Below are 20540 nucleotides of genomic sequence, written 5' to 3' on the forward strand. Positions count from 1 at the left end.
GGATTACAGGGTAATCCCGGGTTTTTGCGCGGGGTCCTCGCAAACCGCCGTGGCTGAACAGGCCGCCGGGACGGGGCCGCGGAGCCGGGCGGGGATGCCGCCGGGGGCGCGCCCACGCCGGGCTCTCAGAGCTTGCGCAGGAGCACCGTCTCGACGGCGTGGTCGGCCGCCTTCTTCAGGACGAGGGTCGCGCGATGCTTGGTCGGCTCGACGTTCTCGCGGAGGTTCGGCAGGTTGATGTCGTTCCAGAACCCCATCGCCCGCTCGACGGCCTCGGCGTCGGAGAGGCCGGCGAACACGTTGAAGAACGAGCTCGGGTTGCTGAACGCCCCCTGGCGGAGCGCGAGGAAGCGATCGACGTACCACTGCGCGATGTCCGTGTCGTCGGCATCCACATAGATGGAGAAGTCGAACAGGTCGCTCACGGCGACGTCGTGCGGTGAGGGCGCAGGAGAGAGCACGTTGAGGCCCTCGACGATGACGACGTCGGGGCGACGCACCGTGACATGCGCGTCGGGGACGATGTCGTAGCGCACGTGGGAGTAGAAGGGTGCCCGCGCCTCGGGGGCTCCCGACTTCACGTCGGTGAGGAACCGGACGAGGGCGCGGCGGTCGTACGACTCCGGGAATCCCTTGCGCGCCATGAGTCCGCGCCGCTCCAGCTCGGCGTTGGAGTAGAGGAACCCGTCGGTCGTGACGAGCTCGACGCGCGGGGTTCCCGGCCAGCGGCTCATCAGCTCGCGCAGCAGACGCGCGATCGTCGACTTGCCGACCGCGACGGACCCGGCGACCGCGACGACGAACGGGGTCGTGGTGTCGCTCTCGCCGAGGAACGCGGATGTCTCGGCGCCGAGCCGCTTCGTGTTCTCGGCGTAGGTCGACAGCAGCCGGCTGAGGGGCAGGTACACCTCGCGCACCTCGGTGACATCGAGCCGATCGCCGATGCCGCGCAGCTGGACTACCTCGGTCTCCGTCAGCGGTGACGGGATGCCGGGGGCGAGCTCAGCCCACTCGGCGCGATCGATCTCGCGGTACAGCAGCGGGTCGAGCGCGCCCGGCTGACCAGTCTGGCCGTCGCCGATCTGGGCGGCCGCATCGCCGTATGCGGGAAGCTCCTCGGTGGACATCGCGCCCACTCTACCGGCGCACCCGCTCCGGCGGCGTCGCGGTCCGCGCCGGCGAGGGCGACCGTGCACGCTACTGTCGACTCGTGCGCCTCGGAGTCCTCGACATCGGTTCCAACACCGTCCACCTGCTCGTCGCCGACGTCCGCCCCGGCGGCCGCCCGCTCGCGACGACGAGCAAGCGCACCGTGCTGCGCCTCATGCGCTACCTCCAGGAGGACGGCTCGATCAGCGACGACGGCGTCGACGCCCTCGTCGCGGCCGTGACCGAGGCACGTCAGGTCGCCGAGCGCGAGAACGTGGTGGAGTTGCTGGCGACCGCGACGAGCGCCGTCCGCGAGGCGACCAACGGCGCCGCGGTGATCGCGCGCATCGAGGAGGCGCTCGGCCAGGAGCTGCAGGTCCTGGGCGGCGAGTCGGAGGCGCGTTTCACCTTCCTCGCGGTGCGCCGCTGGTTCGGCTGGTCGGCGGGGCAGATCCTCCTGTTCGACATCGGCGGCGGCTCGCTCGAGCTCGCGGCCGGGTCCGACGAGCTGCCCGACGTCGCGGCATCCGTTCCGCTCGGCGCCGGGCGCATGACGATCGAGTTCCTGCCCGAGGACCCGCCCGGTGCGGATGCCGTGGCCGCGCTGCGCGCCCACGCGCGCGGGGTCCTGCAGCCCGTGGTCGACCTCATGGCCGACCAGCCCCGGCCCGATCACGTCGTGGGGTCGTCGAAGGCCATCCGCTCGCTCGCGAAGCTCGCCGGCTATCCGGCGCCCGGATGGTCGGGACAGGAGCGCTGGCGTCTGCCGCTGGCTTCGCTGGGATCGTGGATCCCCCGCCTGTCGCGCCTGCCCGCGAGCGCCCGGCAGGAGCTCCCCGGCATCACCGCCGATCGCACGTTCCAGATCGTGGCGGGCGCGGTGGTCCTGCACACTGCGATGTCGGCGCTCGGGGTCGACGAGCTCGAAGTCAGCCCGTGGGCCCTGCGCGAAGGCGTGCTGCTGCGCTACATCGAGTCCCTCGGCTGGTCCGAACCCACCTGACCCGCGTCCCCCCAGCCCTCGCGGACGGGAGAGACGGTCAGGCGCGGACGATGGCGGCGAGGTCCTCGGCGACCCGCTGCGCATCCGCCTGCGAGGCGGCCTCGACCATGACCCGGACCATCGGCTCGGTGCCGGACGGTCGCAGGAGCACGCGTCCGCTGTCACCGAGCGCCGCCTGGGCGAGCTCGACCGCGGCGGCGACGTCGGCATCCGTCGCGCGCGAGCGCTCGACGCCGCGCACGTTGATGAGCACCTGCGGGAAGACGGTCATGACGGATGCCAGTTCCGCCAGCGTCTTGCCGGTGCGGGCCATCTCGGCGCAGACGTGGAGCCCCGTGAGCACGCCGTCGCCGGTCGTGGCGTACCGGCTCATGATCACGTGGCCGCTCTGCTCACCGCCGAGGCTGAACTTGCCCTCGTTCATACGCTCCAGGACATATCTGTCCCCGACGCCCGTCGTCTCGACGGCGATGCCGTGCGCGGCCATCGCGCGGTGCAGCCCGAGGTTGCTCATGACGGTGGTGACGAGGGTGTCGTCGCGCAGGACGCGCCGCTCCTTCATCGAGACCGCGAGGATCGCCATGATCTGGTCGCCGTCGACGACCCGGCCGTCCGCGTCGACCGCGAGGCAGCGATCGGCGTCGCCGTCGTGGGCGATGCCGACGTCGGCGCCGACGCGGATGACCTCGGCGGCCAGCTTGTCGAGGTGGGTGGAGCCCACCCCGTCGTTGATGTTGAGCCCGTCGGGGTCCGCGCCGATGACGGTGACCTTCGCGCCGGCGTTGCGGAACGTCTCGGGAGAGACGCCGGATGCCGCGCCGTGGGCGCAGTCGACGACGACGTGCAGCCCGTCGAGGCGGTGCGGGAGGGAGGCGAGCAGGTGGATGACGTAGCGGTCCTCGGCATCCGAGAACCGGGTCACGCGACCGACGGCGGCTCCGGTCGGCTGGAGCTTCGGACCCGTCATGGCCTCTTCGATCCGCTGCTCGACGACGTCGGGGAGCTTGACGCCTCCGCGCGCGAAGATCTTGATGCCGTTGTCGGGCGCCGGATTGTGCGACGCCGAGATCATCACGCCGAAGTCGGCGTCGATGTCGCCGATGAGGAATGCCGCGGCGGGCGTCGGCAGAGTGCCCGCCTCGAGGACGTCCACGCCGGAGGAGGCGAGCCCCGCCTCGACGGCCGCGGAGAGGAACTCCCCGGAGATGCGCGGATCGCGCGCGACGACCGCGGTGAGGCGCTTGCCGGCCGCCTTGCGCGCCGACGCGATACGGCCCTGGCCCAGGACGACAGCAGTCGCCTGGGCCAGGGTGAGCGCCAGATCGGCGGTGAGGGAGCCGTTTGCGAGGCCCCGCACACCGTCCGTTCCGAACAGTGCCATCGGTGGGATGCCGATCAGCGCTTCGAGTACTGCGGAGCCTTGCGGGCCTTCTTGAGACCGGCCTTCTTGCGCTCGATGACGCGGGCGTCGCGCGAGAGGAAGCCGGCCTTCTTCAGCGCCGGGCGGTTGTTCTCGGTGTCGATCTCGTTCAGCGCACGGGCGATGCCGAGACGCAGCGCGCCGGCCTGGCCCGAGGGGCCACCGCCGGAGATGCGGACGATCACGTCGTACGCGCCGGTCAGGTCGAGCAGCGTGAACGGGTCGGTGATGAGCTGCTGGTGCAGCTTGTTCGGGAAGTAGTCCTCGAACTCACGACCGTTGACCGTGATGGTGCCGGAGCCCGGGATGAGGCGCACGCGGGCGATGGCCTGCTTGCGGCGGCCCACGGCGGCGCCGGGGACGGAGAGCACGGGGCGCGGTGCCGCGGCGGCCGGAGTGGCCTCGCTCTCGGTGGTGTAGCTCTCGGGAGCGTCTTCGATGGAGTCAGCGATGTTCGCCATATTCGTTTCCTTGGTTTTGGCGGCGCTTACTGGGCGACCTGGTCGAAGGTGTACGGGGTGGGCTGCTGGGCAGCGTGCGGGTGCTCGGACCCGACGTAGACCTTCAGCTTCGACAGCTGCTGGCGACCCAGGCTGTTCTTGGGGAGCATGCCGCGGATCGCCTTCTCGACGGCGCGCGTCGGGTGCTTCTCGAGGAGCTCGGCGTAGGACGTCGCCGTGAGGCCGCCCGGGTAGCCCGAGTGGCGGTACGCCATCTTCTTCTGGAGCTTCTGACCCGTCAGCGCGACCTTCTCGGCGTTGATGACGATCACGAAGTCACCGGTGTCGATGTGGTTCGCGAAGGTGGGCTTGTTCTTGCCGCGAAGGATGCGGGCGGCGTGCGAGGCGAGGCGTCCGAGGACGACGTCGGTCGCGTCGATGACGACCCACTCGCGGGTCACTTCACCGGCCTTGGGGGTGTAGGTGCGCGTCACAGTAGTGCTGCTTTCTTGATTCGAACGGAGAGGTTCGTGAATCCCGCTCCGGGGTGCTTCGCCTGCCGGTCCCCGAGCTTGTCGGGGTTCGAGCGGTGAAGACGCCAGTGGAGGGCTCACGTTCGTGATGGCATCCGGTCCGCGAGTGCACCCGGGGGCGGACACCAAAGATCGAGTCTACGCCATGCGGATGCCACGGCCAAACCCGTCTTCTCAGCCGCCGGCGGTGACCACGGCTGCGGGAATCGTGGCTTCGAGGACGACGTCGACGCCGTCCTGGTAGAGCAGAGTGGACCCGGCGAAGGGGCGCGTCGCGACGACGGGGCGGGGAAGACGGCCCGGCGAAGCCACCCGGACGAACACCTCGTCGCCTGACTCCGAGACGTCGATCCGCGCTTCGTGCGCGCCGGAGTGCTTCACGGCGTTGACAAGCGCCTCGTTGACCACCTCGGTGATCACCGAGCACTCTCCCGATCCCTGGATGACCTCGACGGCGGCGTCCGCGATCCGGGTCTCGATACTCAGGACGGGGCGCCAGCCGGCGAGCATACGGGTGAACGCGTCCATCCGCTCTCCCCGCACCTCGCGCGACGTGTCCGCCCTGGCGCCGGATGTCGGCACGAAGACGTCCCGCACCTCGTCCAGCGCCGCATCGGTCTGCACGCGGAACCGCTCCGTCTGCTCCGGCGTCGGGGGCTCCTCGTCGGCGAGGGCGGCGAAGATCACGCATCGCCCCTGGACGCGACCGTGCAGGATCGAGCCCGCCCGGCGCAGCGCGCCGCGCAGCCGATCCGACTCCGCGGCGAAGGCGGCGGTCGCGCGCGAGTTCCCGGGTGGAGTTCTCCTCCTGCATGCGGGCGCGCGACACCGCGTCGATCGCGACCGCGAGCACGACCGCGATCGCGGGGAGGGCGAAGAGCGGTACGAGCAGCGCCGCACCGGCTCCGGGGAGGAGGAGTCGCGCGACGCCGGAGGCGACGACCCCGGCCAGGAGCCAGACGATGAGGAACAGCGCCGCGGAGGAGCCGCCCGATCGAGTGAATCGCCTCCCCAGGCGCAACGCGGCGCCCGCGACGAGGTCGATGCCGACGACGGCGACGATCGCGAGCGCCACGACGCCGAGGCTCGGAGCGGCCGTGAGGATGAACGGGGTGCACAACAGCGCGTAGAGCAGTCCGACCCACAGAAGAGGGGGCGGCGCGAGCCGACCGCGGCGGTCCTCCGAGATCGGCGCGTGGCGCGCCGTCCAGGTGTCGGGCAGGCGATCCGGTTCCGCCGCGAGTTCTTCGAATCGGTGGCTCGCGCGTCGCACCAGCTCGGAGTAGTCGCGGACCGCGTCGAAATCCACCGGGCGCGCCAGCATCGTCTCGCGCGACGCGCGCAGCTCGTCGACGGCGAGGCCCAGAAGCGCCTGCACATCGACCGTGCGCTCACCGATCCGCGCCGAGGCACCGTCCAGCCGACCGAGTGCGTCGGCGAGGCGGGCGGTGGCAGCGCGACGACGGCGGCGGGAGGCCGTGATGATCGCCACCGCCGAGAAGAGCGTGAACGCCACGAGGAGGTTCGTGAGGACGCGCGACACGGCCGGTTCGCCGGAGCGCTGCCCGTAGAGCGCGTCGAGCATCGCTTCGTTCAGTGCCGGACGCACCGCGGCGACCACGACGAGCGTCGCCGTGACGAGGACGCCGCGGCTGCGCGGGCGCGTCAGGTTTCGTTCCGCCAGGGCCGCGAAGCCCACGACGACGGCGAGGAGGCACCACACGAGGATGGATGCCACCACCGCATGGCGGTAGGCGCCTCCACCGCCGACGAGCGGCACGAGGACGAAACCGGCGACGACGAAGGAGAGCGCCCCGCTCCACCTCGTGAAGAACCTTCCGCCGGTCGCGGCGCTCCAGTACGTGGCCGCCACCGCTGCGGGGTTCAGCGCATCTCGGTACGTCATCACCCGCTCCCAGTTGATCCTCAATGTAGCGGACCGGGTCGAAGGATAGGAGAGAGGCGAGGGGGCCGAGATCGACTCGACCCCCTCGGGGTGACTGCACGCGGGGGGTCGGCAGCCACCGGCCGATCGCGTTGGGGACACGACCGGGGGTCATCGACGATCAGAGGTGCGGGTTCCGATCGACCGTCGCGCCGGGGGGCGTCGCGACGCCTCGAACACTACCCGGTCGTCCGCCCGCCGCGCCAACGCGACGCGCCGGGCAGCGGGTTGGGCCGCGGTGCGCGGATATATGCGGCGCGGGCCATAGAGACGCGCGCGAGAGAGGGGTCTGGACGCGCCAGGGCCACCCGCCCGGCGAGGTGTGACACACTCGATCGATGGCGCGTCCCGCTCCCCGCCGCCGGCCCCGTCGCCGGGCTCACCCCCGGCCTCGCGCGACGGCGCCGCGTCGGCGTCCCGGACCGGCGCGCAAGGCCACCCGCACGGCCACGCCGAACGCCCGGCGCCGCGCCAGGGATCGGCGGCGGCGCACCGTGTGGTCGACCGTGGTGGTCGGCATCCTCCCCGTCCTCGCGGTCGCGCTCGTCCTCGCCGCGGGCGCGGTCGCGCTCTCCCCACCTCGAGACCTTCTCCCACCGCCGAGCCCACGCGCCGTCTCCCCGTACGACCCGGAGCAGCGGGAGAACGCGGTGTCGATCATGAGCGCCGGGAGTGATCTGGGGCTCTCCGTACGCGACCAGGCCATCGCCGTCATGACGGCGATGGGCGAGTCGTCGCTCCGCAACATCGACTACGGCGATGCGCAGACCAGCGGGGTGACCAACCCCGACGGCACTCCGACCACCTCGATCGGACTCTTCCAGCAGCAGGATGCCTGGGGGTCGCGCGATGAGCGCCTCGACCCGGCCACCGCCTCCCTCCTGTTCTACCGGGCCATGGTCGACCGCGTCCCCGACCGCGACTCGCTCGCACCGACGCTCGTCGCACACCGCGCGCAGATCAACCGGGACCCCGACCACTACGCGCGGTACTGGCCGGCGGCGGTCGCCCTCGTCGAGGAGCTGTCGGGGCGGGCGAGTGGGCTCGCGCGGTAGCGGTGGCGCCCTGAGTGGGCGGGGCGTGCCGGTCCGTCGACCGGGCTAGAGTCGCTCCGTGAGCACCCCCCGTGCCGACGAGCGCCGTCGCCCCCGCCGCGCGGGCTGGATCGTCGCCGCGCTCGCCGGCGCCACCGCGATCGCCGTCGGGATCGCCGCGCTCGTCGGAGGCCTGCCCGCACTCTTCGGCGGCGCCGGCGCCCACACCCCCGCTCCGGGGACGCGCTTCGCCGTTCTCGCCGAGTCCTCCGCCGCCGAGGCATCCACCACCGACAGCGGCGCAGCGCGGGACGCCGCGACCTACCTCGCCGCCGAGCCGACCGCGTACTGGTTCACCCCCGAGCGCGACCCGATCGGGGCAGCCGGCGGGCGCCTCCGGCTCCTCGCCGGCGAGGCGCGTGCCCAGCAGGCGGTGCTCGCCCTGGTGATCTACGGCCTTCCCGGGCGCGACTGCGGCAACCACTCCGCGGGGGGCCTGTCCGCGGCCGACTACCCCGTCTGGATCGAGGAGATCGGAGCGGCTCTGCGCGCGGAATCCGACGTCCCGGCGGTGATCGTCCTCGAGCCCGACAGCCTCGCGCTCGCGGAGGAGTGCGGAAACCTGACCGAGCGGGTCGCCGAGCTCCGCCCCGCGATCGCCGCACTCCAACGACCGGGCTCGTGGATCTACCTCGACGGCGGCCACTCGAACTGGCATCCCGCTGCGGAGCAGGCACGCCTGCTCCGTGCCGTCGGCGGAGACGGTGTGCGCGGGTTCAGTCTCAACGTGTCGAACTTCAATGCGACGGATGCCGAGATCGCCTATGCCCACGCCGTCGCCGCCGACCTCGGCGGAGACGCCCACGCCCTCATCGACACGTCCCGCAACGGAGCGGGCTCGAACGGCCAGTGGTGCAATCCGCCCGGCCGGCTCGTCGGCGACCTGGCCGGCGCGCTCGGCGACGACGTCGTCGACACCAACGTGTGGATCAAGCCTCCCGGCGAAAGCGACGGCCCCTGCAACGGCGGCCCCGCCGCAGGCCGCTGGTGGCCTGCGGCGGCAGAGGAACTCACCCGTGTGGCGCGTCGGTAGCATGGCGAGTACTGACCGAGAAGGGGACGCATGATGCAGCGCGAGACCAACGACACGGCGGTCGTTGTCGAGGACGACCCGGATGTCCGCCACATGCTCGCCGATGTGCTGGAAGCGGCCGGGTTCTCGGTGATCTCGGTCGGAAACGGTCTCGACGGCGTCCGCGCGGTCGAGACGTATCAGCCCGTCGTCACGACACTCGACGTCAACCTCCCCGGCATCGACGGGTTCGAGGCGGCTCGCCGCATCCGCGCCCGCAGCGACACCTACATCGTCATGCTCACCGGTCAGACCGAGGAGACCGATGTCGTGATGGGGCTCGCCGCCGGCGCCGACGACTTCCTCTCCAAGCCGTTCCGGCCCCGCGAGCTGCGCGCCCGCATCGAGGCGATGATGAGGCGCCCGCGCACCGGTGCACCGACGCCTACGCCCCCCCGGCAGGAGGCCGTGGGCCCTTCCTTCCCCACACGCACCGTCTCCCCCGAGGTGGCTTCGGTGAACGCGCTGGCCGCCGCCGCGTCGCAGATGATGTCGGCGACCGCGACATCCGGCGATCCGGACGAACTCGTCGTGATCGACGCGCCGCTGCGCGGGTCGGCCCATCCGGAGTCGTGGCTGACGCATCGGGATCTGCAACTCGAGCCCGAGACCCGCATCGCCCGGATCGGCACCCGCGAACTCGAGCTCACCCGCACCGAGTTCGACCTGCTCGCCGCGCTCCTCGAATCGAAGCGACGCGTGCGCAGCAAGGCGGATCTCGCCCTGGTCCTGCGGGGCGAGTCCTACGTCACGACGTACTTCGTCGGAGAGGCCGACAAGCGCGCCATCGAAGCACACATGACCAACCTGCGCCGCAAGCTCGGCGACGACCCCACCAACCCACGGTTCATCGAAACGGTCCGCGGCGTGGGCTATCGCCTGACCTCCGAGCTCTGACGTCTTCCGCTCCCCCGGAGCCAACGGGACCCACGAGAATACGCGGATGTCTCGAGTCCCCCCGAACTCGAGACATCCGCGGGTCTGACGCTCCCCCAGCGGGCGTCAGACCTTGAAGCCGTGCTGGCGGCGCACGAGCTTCAAGAACATGGACAGCGTCTGCAGGACGGTGATCACACCGACGACAGGCCACCCGATCCACAGGATCGTCGACTGCACCATGACGGGCAGCATCCACCACATGGCCGCGATCGCGACAGCCACGGCGACGACGACGATCAGCGGCACCCAGTGGCCCTGGCCACCGCCGCGCTCGGCCTTCGCCTGCAGCGCCCAGTTGTCGACCTTCTTGCGGGAGAGGAACCGCGTCCACGACCGCAGGAAGTGGCTGATCCGCACCCACATGTAGATCTCGGCGGGGAACAGCAGCACGGCGAAGAGGACATCGCGCGCGTCGCGCTCCTTCATCGTCATCGCGATGCGCAGGTTCAGCGCCATCGCCACCACCGGGGGCAGCAGCCACCACGGCGAGAAGACGAACGCGCCGATCGACAGCGACCCGGCCAGCAGGGTCAGGAAGGCGATGCGCACGAAGAAGTTGACGAGCATCGACAGATTCTCGAGCCACCGCAGCCGCAGGTTCGGGTGGAACGGCTGTCCCTTCGTGTCGCCCCGCTGGCCGGGCCACATCAGTTCGATCGCACCGTAGGTCCACTTGACCTGCTGTGCGTCGAGACCCCGCAGCGTCGTCATGCCACCCACGTGGCCGCGAGCGAGCGGGTTGATCTTGGTGAGGTAGCCGGCGCTCTTGATCTGCAGCGACAGGAGGGAGTCCTCGACTTCGCTGTCCTTGACCCAGGGCGTGGACTGGTGGTTGTCGCGCATGACCTCGCGGAGGGCCTTCGTGGAGAAGATGGAGAGCTGCCCGCCGAGGACGGCCATGTTGCGTCCGCGCAGGAGGTTCTGCATGTTGAAGGCCGCGAACTGGGACCGCTGGCCCGCGATGAGGAATTTGGCGACCGTGCCGCGGATGGGCTTGTCGTCGATCGTGTAGACCGCCGAGATCCCGCCGATGCGGGTGTCGGAGACCGCCTCGGACTCGAGGTACTCGACGGCGCGGGCGTCGGCGACCGTGTCGCCGTCCACACCCAGGAGGTACTCGTAGCCCTCGACGAGCGAGTACCCGTAGTTGAGCGCGCCGACCTTCTTGTCCGGGTTCTTCCCGATGTCGTGGACGAACACCTCGGTGAACTGCGGGCCGAGGTCCGACTCCAGTTCGTGCGCCCCCGCGAAGCGGGACGCGATCTTGACGGTGGCATCCGTCGTGTTGTTCACGACGACGTGGATGACATCGGGCACCCGCGTCTGTCCGAGGAGGCCCTCGATGACCGCGGCGATCGACTCCTCCTCGTTGTAGGCGGGGATCACGCATCCGATCGTGGAGCGCTGCGTCGACGACACGTCCAGCACGGACGCGAAGTCCTCGGGGAAGTGGTGCTCCGAGGCGAGGACGAGCTCGGCGGAAGCGTTGTGCGTGTCGGTCATGGATGCAACTGTGCCCGCCCGTCCGCAAGGAACCCTCCGGTGCGACGCGAGCGAACCGCAAGGTTTCCGCAAGATCTCCCCCGGTAGGCTCAGATCATGGCCATGACGGACACGATTCCCACGAGTCGCGTCACTCCGAGGCCGAGCGCGCGGACGCGCTCGGTGTGGCTGTGGCAGCTCTCCCTCGGGGCGGTCGTGATCGTCCTCACCCTCGCGATCGTGCTCCTCTCGCCCGCGATGCTCGTGCGCACGACGATGGCCGCCGGCATCGCCCTCGTCCTGACGCTGACGATCGCGACCCTGATCCTCCCGTGGGAACGCGCCTCCCGCCCTGCCATCTCCCTCATCCCGCTGGCCGACATCGTCGCCATCGGCCTCCTCGCCTACGGCGGCGAGCTGTTCTTCGGATTCCTGTGGGTGTTCCCGCTCGCCTGGATCGCGACGCACTACAGCCCTCTCTGGGTGGTCGGGTCCCTCGGCCTGGTCGCCGCGATGATCCTCGCGGATGCACTCACCCAGCCTCCGAGCGCCTTCTCATCGCTGCGCTTCCTCGTCGTCCTTCTGTCGATGACGTTCCTCGCCATCACCATCACCGCTTCCGCCGGACGGACCCGCGCGTTCACCCGCCTCGTCCGGCGTCAGAGCGCACGCCTCGAGTCGACCCTCGAGCGCGTGCGGTCCCAGGAACGGCGCGTCATCCAGATGCTCAACGGTCTCGACGCGGCCATCGCCCGGGTCGATCGGGAGGGGCGGCTGCTCGGTGTCAACGACGCCTATGTCGCGCTGTACGGCATCGACCCCCGCGATGCCTCCCGCCCCCCGACGTCGGTCGAGTACGACGAACGCGGCGGCACTGCGCTCGCGGCGACGGAGCGCCCAGCCGCTCGCGCGGCGCGAGGCGAGATCTTCTCCGGTGAGCGGCTGTGGCTCTTCGACGCCGACGGTCGCTGGCACATCGTCTCGGCATCCACCCGCTCCCTCGTGAGCGGACCCGCCGAGCCCGAGACGACCCTGCTCGTGATCAGCGATGTCACCGAGGCCGTCGAGGCGGAGAACGCGCGCCGCACCCTTGCGACGACCGTCACGCACGAACTCGCGAACCCGTTGACGGCGATCGTCGGGTACACGGACCTGCTGCTGGAGAGCGACCTGCCTCCTGCTGCGCACGAACGGCTCGAGCTCATCGAGGCGGCCGGCTCCCGGATGGAGCGGCTGATCGCGGAGGTCCTGCGCGCAGGAGGGCGCTCTGCGGCGAGCGACCCGCGGCGCCGGGTCGACGCACGCACGCTTCTGGAGGCGACGGTGGAATCCTTCCTGCCCGCCGCGAGCGCCGGAGATGTCCTCCTCACGCTCCTGCCGGGACCCCCCGTGCCGATCACGGCGGATGCCTTCCGACTGCGCCAAGTGCTCGACAACGTCGTGAGCAACGCGGTGAAGTACACCCCGCGCGCGGGCTCGGTGACCGTCACCGCCGACCGCGACGGGACGGACGCGGTGATCACGGTCACCGACACCGGCATCGGGATCAGCGCGAGAGATCTCCCCCTCGTCTTCGAGGACTACTTCCGTGCCGAGACGGCGCGGGATTCGGGCATTCCCGGAACCGGCCTCGGCATGGGCATCTCGCGCGCGATCGTCGAAGAGCACGCCGGATCCCTGACGATCCGCAGCAGACCTGGTGCGGGGACGACGATCAGCCTCCGCCTGCCCCTGTCAGCCTCCGAGGAGGTCTAGCGTGCCGGTGCTCGGAAGCGCACAGGTGCTCGTCGCGACGATCGCCACGTTCTGCATGATCGGGCTCGGGTTCCTCTACCGGCCGAGTCGCGCCAGCGCGATCTGGTCGATCGCCTTCGTCGTCGTGCTCATCGGCTCGTCCGCGGAGAGCGTCGCCGTCGCTCGCGGCATCGATCTCCTGCGCGCAGGATCCACGGGAGTGCTCCTGTCGACGACGGCGTTCGTCTGGTCGGGTCTGCGGGCGTACCGCGGCGCCCCGAGCCTCGTCGCCATCCCCTCGGCCACGGCCATCGCCGGCGCGGTCATCCTGCCCTTGACCCTCGGCGGCCCGGCGTACCCCTGGACCTTCCGCGTGTTGTTCGGACTCATGGGCCTGTACGCCGCCCTCACCGTGGTCGAGACCTTCCGCGGCGGCGGTGCGACGCACGCGAACGGCGCCTCCGTGCCCCTCGCGGCCTTCTCCGTGATCGTCAGCGGGGTGACCGTCGTCAGTCTCGCGATCGGGTTCTCGGCGCTCCCCGAGTCGGACGGCCCCGCCGATCTGCTCAGCACGCTCAACGCACTCGGCCTGCTCGCCTATACGGTCTGCGCGCTCGTCACCCTCCTCTTCCTTACGCGCGGCGACAGCCTGCCCTCCCTCCGGACGGCCTTTCACGCGGTCGCATCCGATCGCCTCCTGCGCGCTCAGGCCTCCGGCGAGCGATCCTGGTCCCTCATCGTCATCCGGCTCGACGACGCGGACGACCTCCGCACCGTCGCCGGCGACGCCGGATTCGCGGCGATCGCCGACCGTCTTCACGCCGACATCGTCGAGATCTTCCCCACCGAGGCCGATATCGGGCGTCTCGACGCCGCGTGCTTCGCCGTGCTCGTGGCACAGCCCGCCACGGTCGTCAGGGAGCGCGTGCGCACGCTGCTCCGCGCCGTCGCCACCCCGGTCCTGGCGGCGCAGACGAGCGCGTCCGCGTCCATCGGGTGGGCGACGGTCGCGGAGAACGGCTACGAGTTCGATGCGATGCTCGCCGCAGCCCGCACCGCGGCCGACAGAGCCGCCGCGGCAGGCGGAGACCGGTGGGAGCGCGCGCTGTCGTGACGGCCGCGCTCCGCGCGCGTCCTCAGCCCGCGCGCGTGCTCACCGCGCGATGGCGACGACGACCGTGTCGGTGGCGGTCTGCTTGGCGTATTCGGAGGATGTGGGCGTCGCCTGCACGAGGAAGTCGTAGGTGAACTCGAGCGTGACGAACGTCGCCTCCGCCGGTACTGCGCCGACGGTGAACTGCTGCGAATAGCTGTACGGATCGAGGACGAGGTATCCCGGCGCGGTCGTCGCCTGGTCGACCTGCGGTGCGAGAGGGTCGAGTGACCCGGCGGAGGTGCCGGGGACGGCTGTCATGGTCGCCCGCTGCAGGTACACCTTCTGCCCGTCGGAGGGGCTCACCGTGGTCACGAGCGAGAGCTTGACGGGCTTCAGCGCCGAGGCCGTCCACTTGTCCATCGACAGATCGGACCAGTAGTTCACCGTCGCCGCCACTGCTCCGGCGGTCAGCGAGCGCTGGGTCGATCCGGTGGACAGATCGTTCGGCACCGGCGTGGGCACGATCGACGTGGACGAGGACGGCGTGGGGCCGTCCGTCGCCCCGCCCCCGCCCGCCCACGGGGGTGTCCCGCAGGCCGTGAGCGCGAATGCCACGCCGATCGTCGCCACGGTGGCGGAAAGCCGCGTCCCTGCCCGCAACCCCGCTCGGCGGGTCGGCGTCGGTGTGCTCATGGGTGCCCCTTCGGCTCGGCAGGCGGCTCGTCGTGCGGCTCGGCGCATGGCTCGACCGAGCGCGGTCGGCTCCGCGTCAGTCTAGGGCGCGCACGACGAGCTTGTGACGATGTGGAGTGCACCTTGAGCCGACGCTGTGCCGATCGCACCCGAGCGCATCAGTCGATCTGGCACAATCAGACCATCCCCTGCCCATGTCGCCGATGAGGAGTCGCCGATGAGTGAGACCAGCGACGGTCCCACCGCGGTCGTCATCGACGACGACCCGGATGTCCGCGACCTCCTGGTCCAGGTGCTCTCCAGCGCGGGGTTCGTCGTCATCGCTGCGGAGAACGGCTACGAGGGCGTCGAGGCCGTGCGCGCGCACGACCCGGCTCTGACGACGCTCGACGTCAACATGCCCGGGATCGACGGGTTCGAGACGGCGCGCCGCATCCGTGAGTACAGCAACACCTACATCATGCTCATCACGGCCCTCACGGACGAGGCCGATGCCGTTCTCGGTTTCAGCGTCGGTGCCGATGACGTCGTCACGAAGCCCTTCCGTGCCCGGGAGCTGCGCGCACGAGTGCTCGCCGCACAGCGTCGGCGCCCGCAGGGCGATGACGGCGGGCCATCCGACGAGGCCGAGTCCGTCGGGGCCGCCCCCGCCGGCGACAGCCGGCCCGCGCCCGCCGGAGAGCCGGGACGACATCCCGTGACCGTGCTCCGCGGCGCCGCCGGCCTCCTCGTGAACCGAGCGACCCATTCCGTCACGATCGACGACACCGTCGTGGCCCTCACCCGCACCGAGTTCGAGCTGCTCGCGATCCTCCTCCAGGCTGCCCCGGAGGTGCGCAGCAAGGTCGAGCTCGTGGCGCTTCTCCGGCCCCCCGCGGCCACATCGGCGCACATCGCCGATTCCGACGAGAGGACGGTCGAGACGCACATGACGAATCTCCGCCGCAAGCTCGGCGACAGCGCGGCGGAACCCCGCTTCATCGAGACCGTTCGCGCCGTCGGCTACCGAGCACTCCTGCCCTGATCGACGCGCGGCTCGCTCGGCTGCGGCCGGGTCACGCGCTCAGGCGGAAGGCACCGTCTTCGGCGACGCCGTCACGAGGATCGGGAGGTGGTCGCTGCGGCCCTGCGGCAGGGTGGTGACCTCCTGGATCTCGAACCCGACGCTCGTCGCGAAGTCGTAGTGACCCCGGAAGAACTTGTAGCGGGTGTAGGTGCGGGCATCGCTGAGGGTGAGCTCGTACCCCGCCTCCCGCACTTTCTGACCGAGGTTCTCCTTGAAGACCGGGTAGTTGTAATCCCCGACCATGAGGATCGGCAGCCGATCGCCGAGACCCGCGAGCTCCTCGAGCGCGGCCGCGATCTGCTTGCGGCGCAGGGAGTTCAGGGCGGTGAGCGGCGCCGCGTGGAAGCTCGCGACGATCAGCTCGCGCCCGTGGTCGATGTCGTGGACCCGCACCGCGAGCATGCGCTCTTCGGCCGGCTTCAGGACACGGTCATGGAGCGATTTCTTGAGCGCCAGGGACCGCACCTCCAGCGCGGTGAAGGTGTTGCGCCGGAGGTAGACCGCGAGCCCGAGGCGGTTGCGCGCGGTGGCATCCACCAGCTGCAGGCCGGAGATCTCCCCCGGGAGCGCACTCGTGACGGCCTCCTGGAGACACAGGATGTCGGCGCCGGTCGACTCGACGAGCTCGTCGAGCTCATCGATGGCCTTGTGCTTGTTGAGGTTGTACGAGATCACCTTCATCGTGCCGCCAGCCTATGCCCGCAACCCGGGGAATCGCCCTGTCCGGGCAGAGCATTGCACGAGCGTTCCGCCCGTGTTCAGTCCGCGTCGAGGGAGCGGCGGGCGCGGGTCTGATCGGCGCGCGCCGCAAGCAGATCGTCGGCGGGGTATCCGACCTCCGTGAGGGTCAGCCCCCGGGCGGCGAGGACCTTCACCTCCGCGGTGCGGACGCCCTCGTCGCGGATGCGCTCGACATCCGCGACCTCCAGCCGCCCCTCACCGACTGCGACACAGGCGCCGACCAGCGCACGCACCATGCTGTGGCAGAAGGCGTCCGCCTTGACCTCCGCGACGAGGATGCCGTGCTCATCGCGTCGCCATCCGAAATCGAGCAGCGTGCGGATCGTCGTCGCGCCTTCCCGCCATTTGCAGTAGGCCGCGAAGTCGTGGAGCCCCCGGAAGGAGCGCGCCGCGGTGTCCATCGCCGCGACGTCGAGGTGCGCCTTCACGGTCGTCGTCCGACCCCGCTCGAGCGGATCGTAGGCGGTGCGGAGGTCGGCGATGCGATACCGGTAGCGGCGCCACACGGCGGAGAACCGGGCATCGAACCCCGGGGCTGCCTCCGCGGTGCGGTGCACGGCGACGTCGGGATAGGCACCGAGGACACCGGTCAGGCGCGCGGCGAGCGCCTCCGGGGTCGGGGTGCGCCCCTTCCTCAGCCGCGCCAGCTGACCCTCTGTCAGGTCGAGATGGGCCACCTGGCCGGAGGCGTGGACCCCGGCATCCGTCCGCCCGGCCACGACGAGCTGGGGATCTCCGCCCAGCACACGGGCGATCGCGGCCTCCAGCGTGCCCTGGACGGTGCGCAGGCCCGGCTGGCGCGCCCATCCGCGGAAGGCGGTGCCGTCGTAGGCGAGATCGAGGCGCAGACGCACCCCGCCAGCCTACCCGCCCGCATCGCCGAGCCGCCGGGCGGCATCGCTCCCGCCGCGTACACTGGGGATGCCTTCCACCCCCACGATTTCCGTTCGTTCGTCATGCCCTCATCCCTGTCGTCCCGCTACGCCGGACTCGACGGTCTGCGCGCCGTCGCGGTCCTGCTCGTGGTGCTGTCCCACCTCTTCCCGGCCGGATTCCTGCACTCCGGGTTCGTCGGGGTCGACGTCTTCTTCGTCATCTCGGGGTTCCTCATCACGTCCCTGCTCCTGCGCGAACGGGAGTCGTCGGGGCGCATCGCGCTCGGCGCGTTCTGGGCGCGGCGCGCGCGACGGCTGCTGCCGGCCCTCGCCCTCGTGGTCACGGCGAGCGCGAGCGCCGCCTGGCTCGTCGGCGGCGACGTGCTCCTCGGCCTCGGCCGCCAGGTGCTCGGGGCGGTGACCTTCTCCTCGAACTGGCTGGCGCTGTCCGGCGGCGGGTCGTACTTCTCGGCCGCGCACCCCGAGCTCCTGCGGAACCTCTGGTCGCTCGCCGTCGAGGAGCAGTTCTACGTGCTCTGGCCGCTGCTCCTTCCTCTCGCGCTCCTCCTCCCCCGCGCACCCCGCATCGCGGTCGCCCTCGCTCTGGCCGCACTGTCGGCGGGAGGAGCCGTCGCCGTCCAGGCCGGCGGCGGCTCCCTCACCCGCGCGTACTACGGCACCGACACGCACGCCTTCGGCCTCCTCATCGGCGTCGCCCTCGCCTTCGCACTCGATCGCCGCGGCCGCGCGAGCGGAGCGACCTCCCCCGGACGTGCGTCGGGATCCCCCGGGCGCGCCGTGACGGCCGCGGGAGCGGCCGCCCTGATCGCCCTCGTCCTCGTCGCGGCGTGGCCGGGCGGCGCGGCGCTCTTCCCGGCCATTCCGTTCGCGGCATCCGTTCTCACCGCGATCGTCATCGCGGTCGCCGTCCGTCCGGGGTCGCCGCTGGGTCCGGCGCTCGACGTCGCGCCATTCCGCTGGATCGGCGAACGCTCCTACGGCATCTACCTGTGGCACTGGCCCGTCGTCGTCCTGCTCGGGCAGGCGGCGACGGGACGGTTCACGGATGCCTCCATCCCCGCCGGCGTCGGGGTCGCGGCCCTCGTGGTCACCGTCGTCGCATCGGCTCTCTCCTACCGTCTCGTCGAGCAGCCGATCCGTCGCCTCGGGTTCCGCGGCGCCCTGCGAACACTCGGCGCCGGACTCGGCGGCGCACCCGCGCGACGCTTCAGCGCCCTCACGGTGCTCGCCGCCGGAGCGATCGTCGTGGGCGGCACGACCGCCGCCGTCGCGGCCGCACCCCCCGTGTCCTCGAGCGAGGCTGCCGTCGCCGCCGGCGCGAAGGCCCTCGCCGACGCGGCCGGCACGACGGCGGAGCGCGCACCCGCCCACATCTCGACGCCCGCTCCCTCGGATGCCGCGCCGCCGGAGGCGCCCGCATCGCCCGCGCCCTCGGCGACGCCCCGAACCGGCCCGGACGGTGCGCCGCTGCCGCCCCCTGCGGCGACCGTCGCGGGAGCGCGGATCACGGCGGTCGGAGACTCGGTCATGCTGGCCTCGGCGCAGGGCCTGCTCGACCGCCTCCCCGGCATCCAGATCGACGCCGAGGTGTCGCGCTCGATGGGTGCCGGTCGCGAGATCGTCGACACCCTCGCCGCGCAGGGCGCGCTGCGCGACTATGTCGCAGTGGGGCTCGGGACGAACGGACCCGTCGACGCCGATGCGCTTCAGGCGATCTACGACGATCTCGGTCCGCGCCGCACCCTCGTCCTCGTGAACGCATACGCCCCGCGCGACTGGATCGCGGGGGTCAACGCCGACCTCGCCGCCTTCGCGGCGTCGCATCCGCGCGTCGTCGTCGCCGACTGGGCACAGGCGATCGGGCCGCACCTGGACGATCTCGCCGGTGACGAGATCCACCCGGGGCCGACGGGCGGCGGCATCTACGCCGGCACGCTCGCATCGGCGGTGGATGCCGTCGAGAACCAGCGGGCGCAGGTCGCCCACCAGGTCGCGCTGGTGCGTTGGGCCTCTGACCGCGCGTTCACCACGGCTCCCGAGTGACCCCGGGCGCGCCCGCCTGTCAGAGGTGCAGGACGAAGGCGATCTGGCGATCGGTGGCGCGGAATCCGAGGTTCTCGTACAGCGCGTTCGCCCCGGTGGGACTCGCCGTGTCGACGTCGAGCATCGCGCGCTCCAGCCCGGCGGCCGCGATCGCGTCGAGGGTCGCCGCGATGACGGCCGGAGCGATGCCGCGGCGGCGGTGGGAGCGGACCACGCCGATGAGGTCGATGTAGGCGCTCGACGCGCCGAGGGCGACCCAGTCGTCCTCGTTCACCGACGCCAGACAGAATCCGACGACAGCCCCGTCCGGTGCCACAGCGAGACGGGAGAGGTCGGGACGGAAGAACGCTCCCCCGACGAACTTGCCCCAGGTCTCCGGCTGCGAGGGCAGGCTCCCCCAGTGATCGCGGAACGCGTCGTTGCGGGCCAGCCGCGCGTCGTCGTCGCGATCGTGCGTGTACGGGACGAGGGCGATCTGACCCGCCACGGAAACCGCGGGCACGGCGACCCCCATGTCGCGCTCCATCGTCGTGAACCAGCGCTCGGGCGTGAGTCCGGCGCCCACGGCGATCGCCTGCTGGCCGGGCTGGGACTCCTCCGCGTATGCCTTCAGGTCGGCAGTCCACCGCTCAGCCTCGCCGGCGACGCCCGCATCGTCTCCGGCGTCCAGCGAGGCGAGCGCCTCCGCGATCTGCTCGAGCCCTCGCGCGCGCTGCCAGGCCATGACCACCGAGCCGATCCCCCTCCGCCGCAGATCGGGGTGCACGGCACCACCGAGGTGGGAGGTCAAGGCGCCCGCCCGGGACGGATGCAGGAAGGCCGACCCGAACGCGACGACCGTGCCGGCGGCATCCAGGGCGAGGATCGTGTCGCGGGTGTGGTCGATGTGCGGCACGTCGAACGTGTCCGCGATGTCCTCGCGGGGCGTGATCCAGGTCGGGTGGTCGACGGCGTCCGCGGCAGCGACCACCGCATGGATGGCATCGTTGTCCGCGTCCGTCGCGGTGCGCCACCGGGCGATGTCGGGGTGCTCCGGGGCGGACGCTCCGGCATCCTCGCGCAGCGTCGTCACCCTCGTCGTCAGCTCAGCAACCGTTCCGTCCACCCGGCCACCCTACCGGTCGTGCACCCGCCCTCCGAGCGGGGCCCGATGCACGAAGCCCGCCCCCGGTGGTCCGGGTGCGGGCTTCGTGC

The 20540-nt window shown here is 71.3% G+C and carries 18 protein-coding genes; 8 read left to right on the top strand and 10 right to left on the bottom strand.

Features of this window, described 5'->3' with window-relative positions; genetic code table 11:
* Positions 1 to 125 precede the first annotated feature (125 nt).
* Complete coding sequence (gene coaA, locus J0P97_RS05585) at positions 126 to 1127, bottom strand: type I pantothenate kinase (protein ID WP_215486792.1); 1002 nt, start codon at positions 1125 to 1127, stop codon at positions 126 to 128.
* 83 nt (positions 1128 to 1210) lie between these two features.
* Here coaA and J0P97_RS05590 point away from each other — a divergent pair, with 83 nt between their 5' ends.
* The gene (locus J0P97_RS05590; protein ID WP_215486793.1) at positions 1211 to 2152 is read left to right on the top strand and encodes a Ppx/GppA phosphatase family protein; all 942 of its coding nucleotides are present in this window, start codon (positions 1211 to 1213) and stop codon (positions 2150 to 2152) included.
* 37 nt (positions 2153 to 2189) lie between these two features.
* Here the strand turns inward: J0P97_RS05590 and glmM are convergent, their stop codons facing one another.
* From glmM to J0P97_RS05610, 4 genes are all read right to left on the bottom strand, one after another.
* Positions 2190 to 3533, bottom strand: coding sequence for a phosphoglucosamine mutase (gene glmM / locus J0P97_RS05595; protein ID WP_215486794.1), 1344 nt, complete (start codon positions 3531 to 3533; stop codon positions 2190 to 2192).
* Between the two features lie 14 nt (positions 3534 to 3547).
* Positions 3548 to 4033 (bottom strand): 30S ribosomal protein S9, encoded by a 486-nt coding sequence (gene rpsI, locus J0P97_RS05600; RefSeq protein WP_215486795.1) that lies wholly within the window; start codon positions 4031 to 4033, stop codon positions 3548 to 3550.
* Between the two features lie 26 nt (positions 4034 to 4059).
* Positions 4060 to 4506, bottom strand: a complete 447-nt coding sequence (gene rplM, locus J0P97_RS05605; RefSeq protein WP_215486796.1) for a 50S ribosomal protein L13 — start codon at positions 4504 to 4506, stop codon at positions 4060 to 4062.
* Positions 4507 to 4719: 213 nt separating this feature from the next.
* The gene (locus tag J0P97_RS05610; protein ID WP_215486797.1) at positions 4720 to 5232 is read right to left on the bottom strand and encodes a hypothetical protein; all 513 of its coding nucleotides are present in this window, start codon (positions 5230 to 5232) and stop codon (positions 4720 to 4722) included.
* Between the two features lie 1752 nt (positions 5233 to 6984).
* Between J0P97_RS05610 and J0P97_RS05615 the strand changes: the two genes are divergently transcribed.
* From J0P97_RS05615 to J0P97_RS05625, 3 genes are read left to right on the top strand one after another with little or no spacing between them, the layout of a single operon-like run.
* Positions 6985 to 7545 carry a peptidase M23 gene (locus J0P97_RS05615; RefSeq protein WP_246539840.1) on the top strand — a complete coding sequence of 187 codons (561 nt, stop codon included), beginning with the start codon at positions 6985 to 6987 and terminating at the stop codon, positions 7543 to 7545.
* A gap of 58 nt (positions 7546 to 7603) precedes the next feature.
* Positions 7604 to 8617, top strand: a complete 1014-nt coding sequence (locus tag J0P97_RS05620) for a glycoside hydrolase family 6 protein (protein WP_282836952.1) — start codon at positions 7604 to 7606, stop codon at positions 8615 to 8617.
* 30 nt (positions 8618 to 8647) lie between these two features.
* Positions 8648 to 9553: a response regulator transcription factor gene (locus J0P97_RS05625; protein ID WP_246539841.1), complete on the top strand. Its 906-nt coding sequence runs from the start codon at positions 8648 to 8650 to the stop codon at positions 9551 to 9553.
* 105 nt (positions 9554 to 9658) lie between these two features.
* On the opposite strand, the gene J0P97_RS05630 is transcribed toward J0P97_RS05625, so the two are convergent.
* The gene (locus tag J0P97_RS05630; RefSeq protein ID WP_215486798.1) at positions 9659 to 11098 is read right to left on the bottom strand and encodes a glycosyltransferase family 2 protein; all 1440 of its coding nucleotides are present in this window, start codon (positions 11096 to 11098) and stop codon (positions 9659 to 9661) included.
* Positions 11099 to 11194: 96 nt separating this feature from the next.
* On the opposite strand from J0P97_RS05630, the gene J0P97_RS05635 reads away from it, so the two are divergent.
* Positions 11195 to 12832, top strand: a complete 1638-nt coding sequence (locus tag J0P97_RS05635) for a sensor histidine kinase (protein WP_215486799.1) — start codon at positions 11195 to 11197, stop codon at positions 12830 to 12832.
* Position 12833: 1 nt separating this feature from the next.
* A complete protein-coding gene (locus J0P97_RS05640; RefSeq protein WP_215486800.1) occupies positions 12834 to 13925 on the top strand; it encodes a hypothetical protein in 1092 nt (363 codons plus the stop codon).
* A gap of 39 nt (positions 13926 to 13964) precedes the next feature.
* Here J0P97_RS05640 and J0P97_RS05645 read toward each other — a convergent pair whose 3' ends face one another.
* On the bottom strand, positions 13965 to 14600 hold the full coding sequence (locus J0P97_RS05645) for a hypothetical protein (protein ID WP_215486801.1): 636 nt from the start codon (positions 14598 to 14600) through the stop codon (positions 13965 to 13967).
* 217 nt (positions 14601 to 14817) lie between these two features.
* Between J0P97_RS05645 and J0P97_RS05650 the strand changes: the two genes are divergently transcribed.
* On the top strand, positions 14818 to 15624 hold the full coding sequence (locus tag J0P97_RS05650) for a response regulator transcription factor (RefSeq protein WP_215486802.1): 807 nt from the start codon (positions 14818 to 14820) through the stop codon (positions 15622 to 15624).
* A 39-nt stretch (positions 15625 to 15663) separates the two neighbouring features.
* Here the strand turns inward: J0P97_RS05650 and J0P97_RS05655 are convergent, their stop codons facing one another.
* Positions 15664 to 16347: an endonuclease/exonuclease/phosphatase family protein gene (locus tag J0P97_RS05655; protein ID WP_215486803.1), complete on the bottom strand. Its 684-nt coding sequence runs from the start codon at positions 16345 to 16347 to the stop codon at positions 15664 to 15666.
* A gap of 77 nt (positions 16348 to 16424) precedes the next feature.
* A complete protein-coding gene (gene truA / locus J0P97_RS05660; protein ID WP_215486804.1) occupies positions 16425 to 17261 on the bottom strand; it encodes a tRNA pseudouridine(38-40) synthase TruA in 837 nt (278 codons plus the stop codon).
* Between the two features lie 102 nt (positions 17262 to 17363).
* Between truA and J0P97_RS05665 the strand changes: the two genes are divergently transcribed.
* Positions 17364 to 19346 carry an acyltransferase family protein gene (locus J0P97_RS05665; protein ID WP_215486805.1) on the top strand — a complete coding sequence of 661 codons (1983 nt, stop codon included), beginning with the start codon at positions 17364 to 17366 and terminating at the stop codon, positions 19344 to 19346.
* Positions 19347 to 19365: 19 nt separating this feature from the next.
* Here the strand turns inward: J0P97_RS05665 and J0P97_RS05670 are convergent, their stop codons facing one another.
* Complete coding sequence (locus J0P97_RS05670) at positions 19366 to 20451, bottom strand: GNAT family N-acetyltransferase (protein ID WP_215486806.1); 1086 nt, start codon at positions 20449 to 20451, stop codon at positions 19366 to 19368.
* Positions 20452 to 20540 lie beyond the last annotated feature (89 nt).

This window comes from Microbacterium flavum (genome assembly GCF_018717645.1).
In the GTDB taxonomy this organism is placed as follows: domain Bacteria; phylum Actinomycetota; class Actinomycetes; order Actinomycetales; family Microbacteriaceae; genus Microbacterium; species Microbacterium flavum.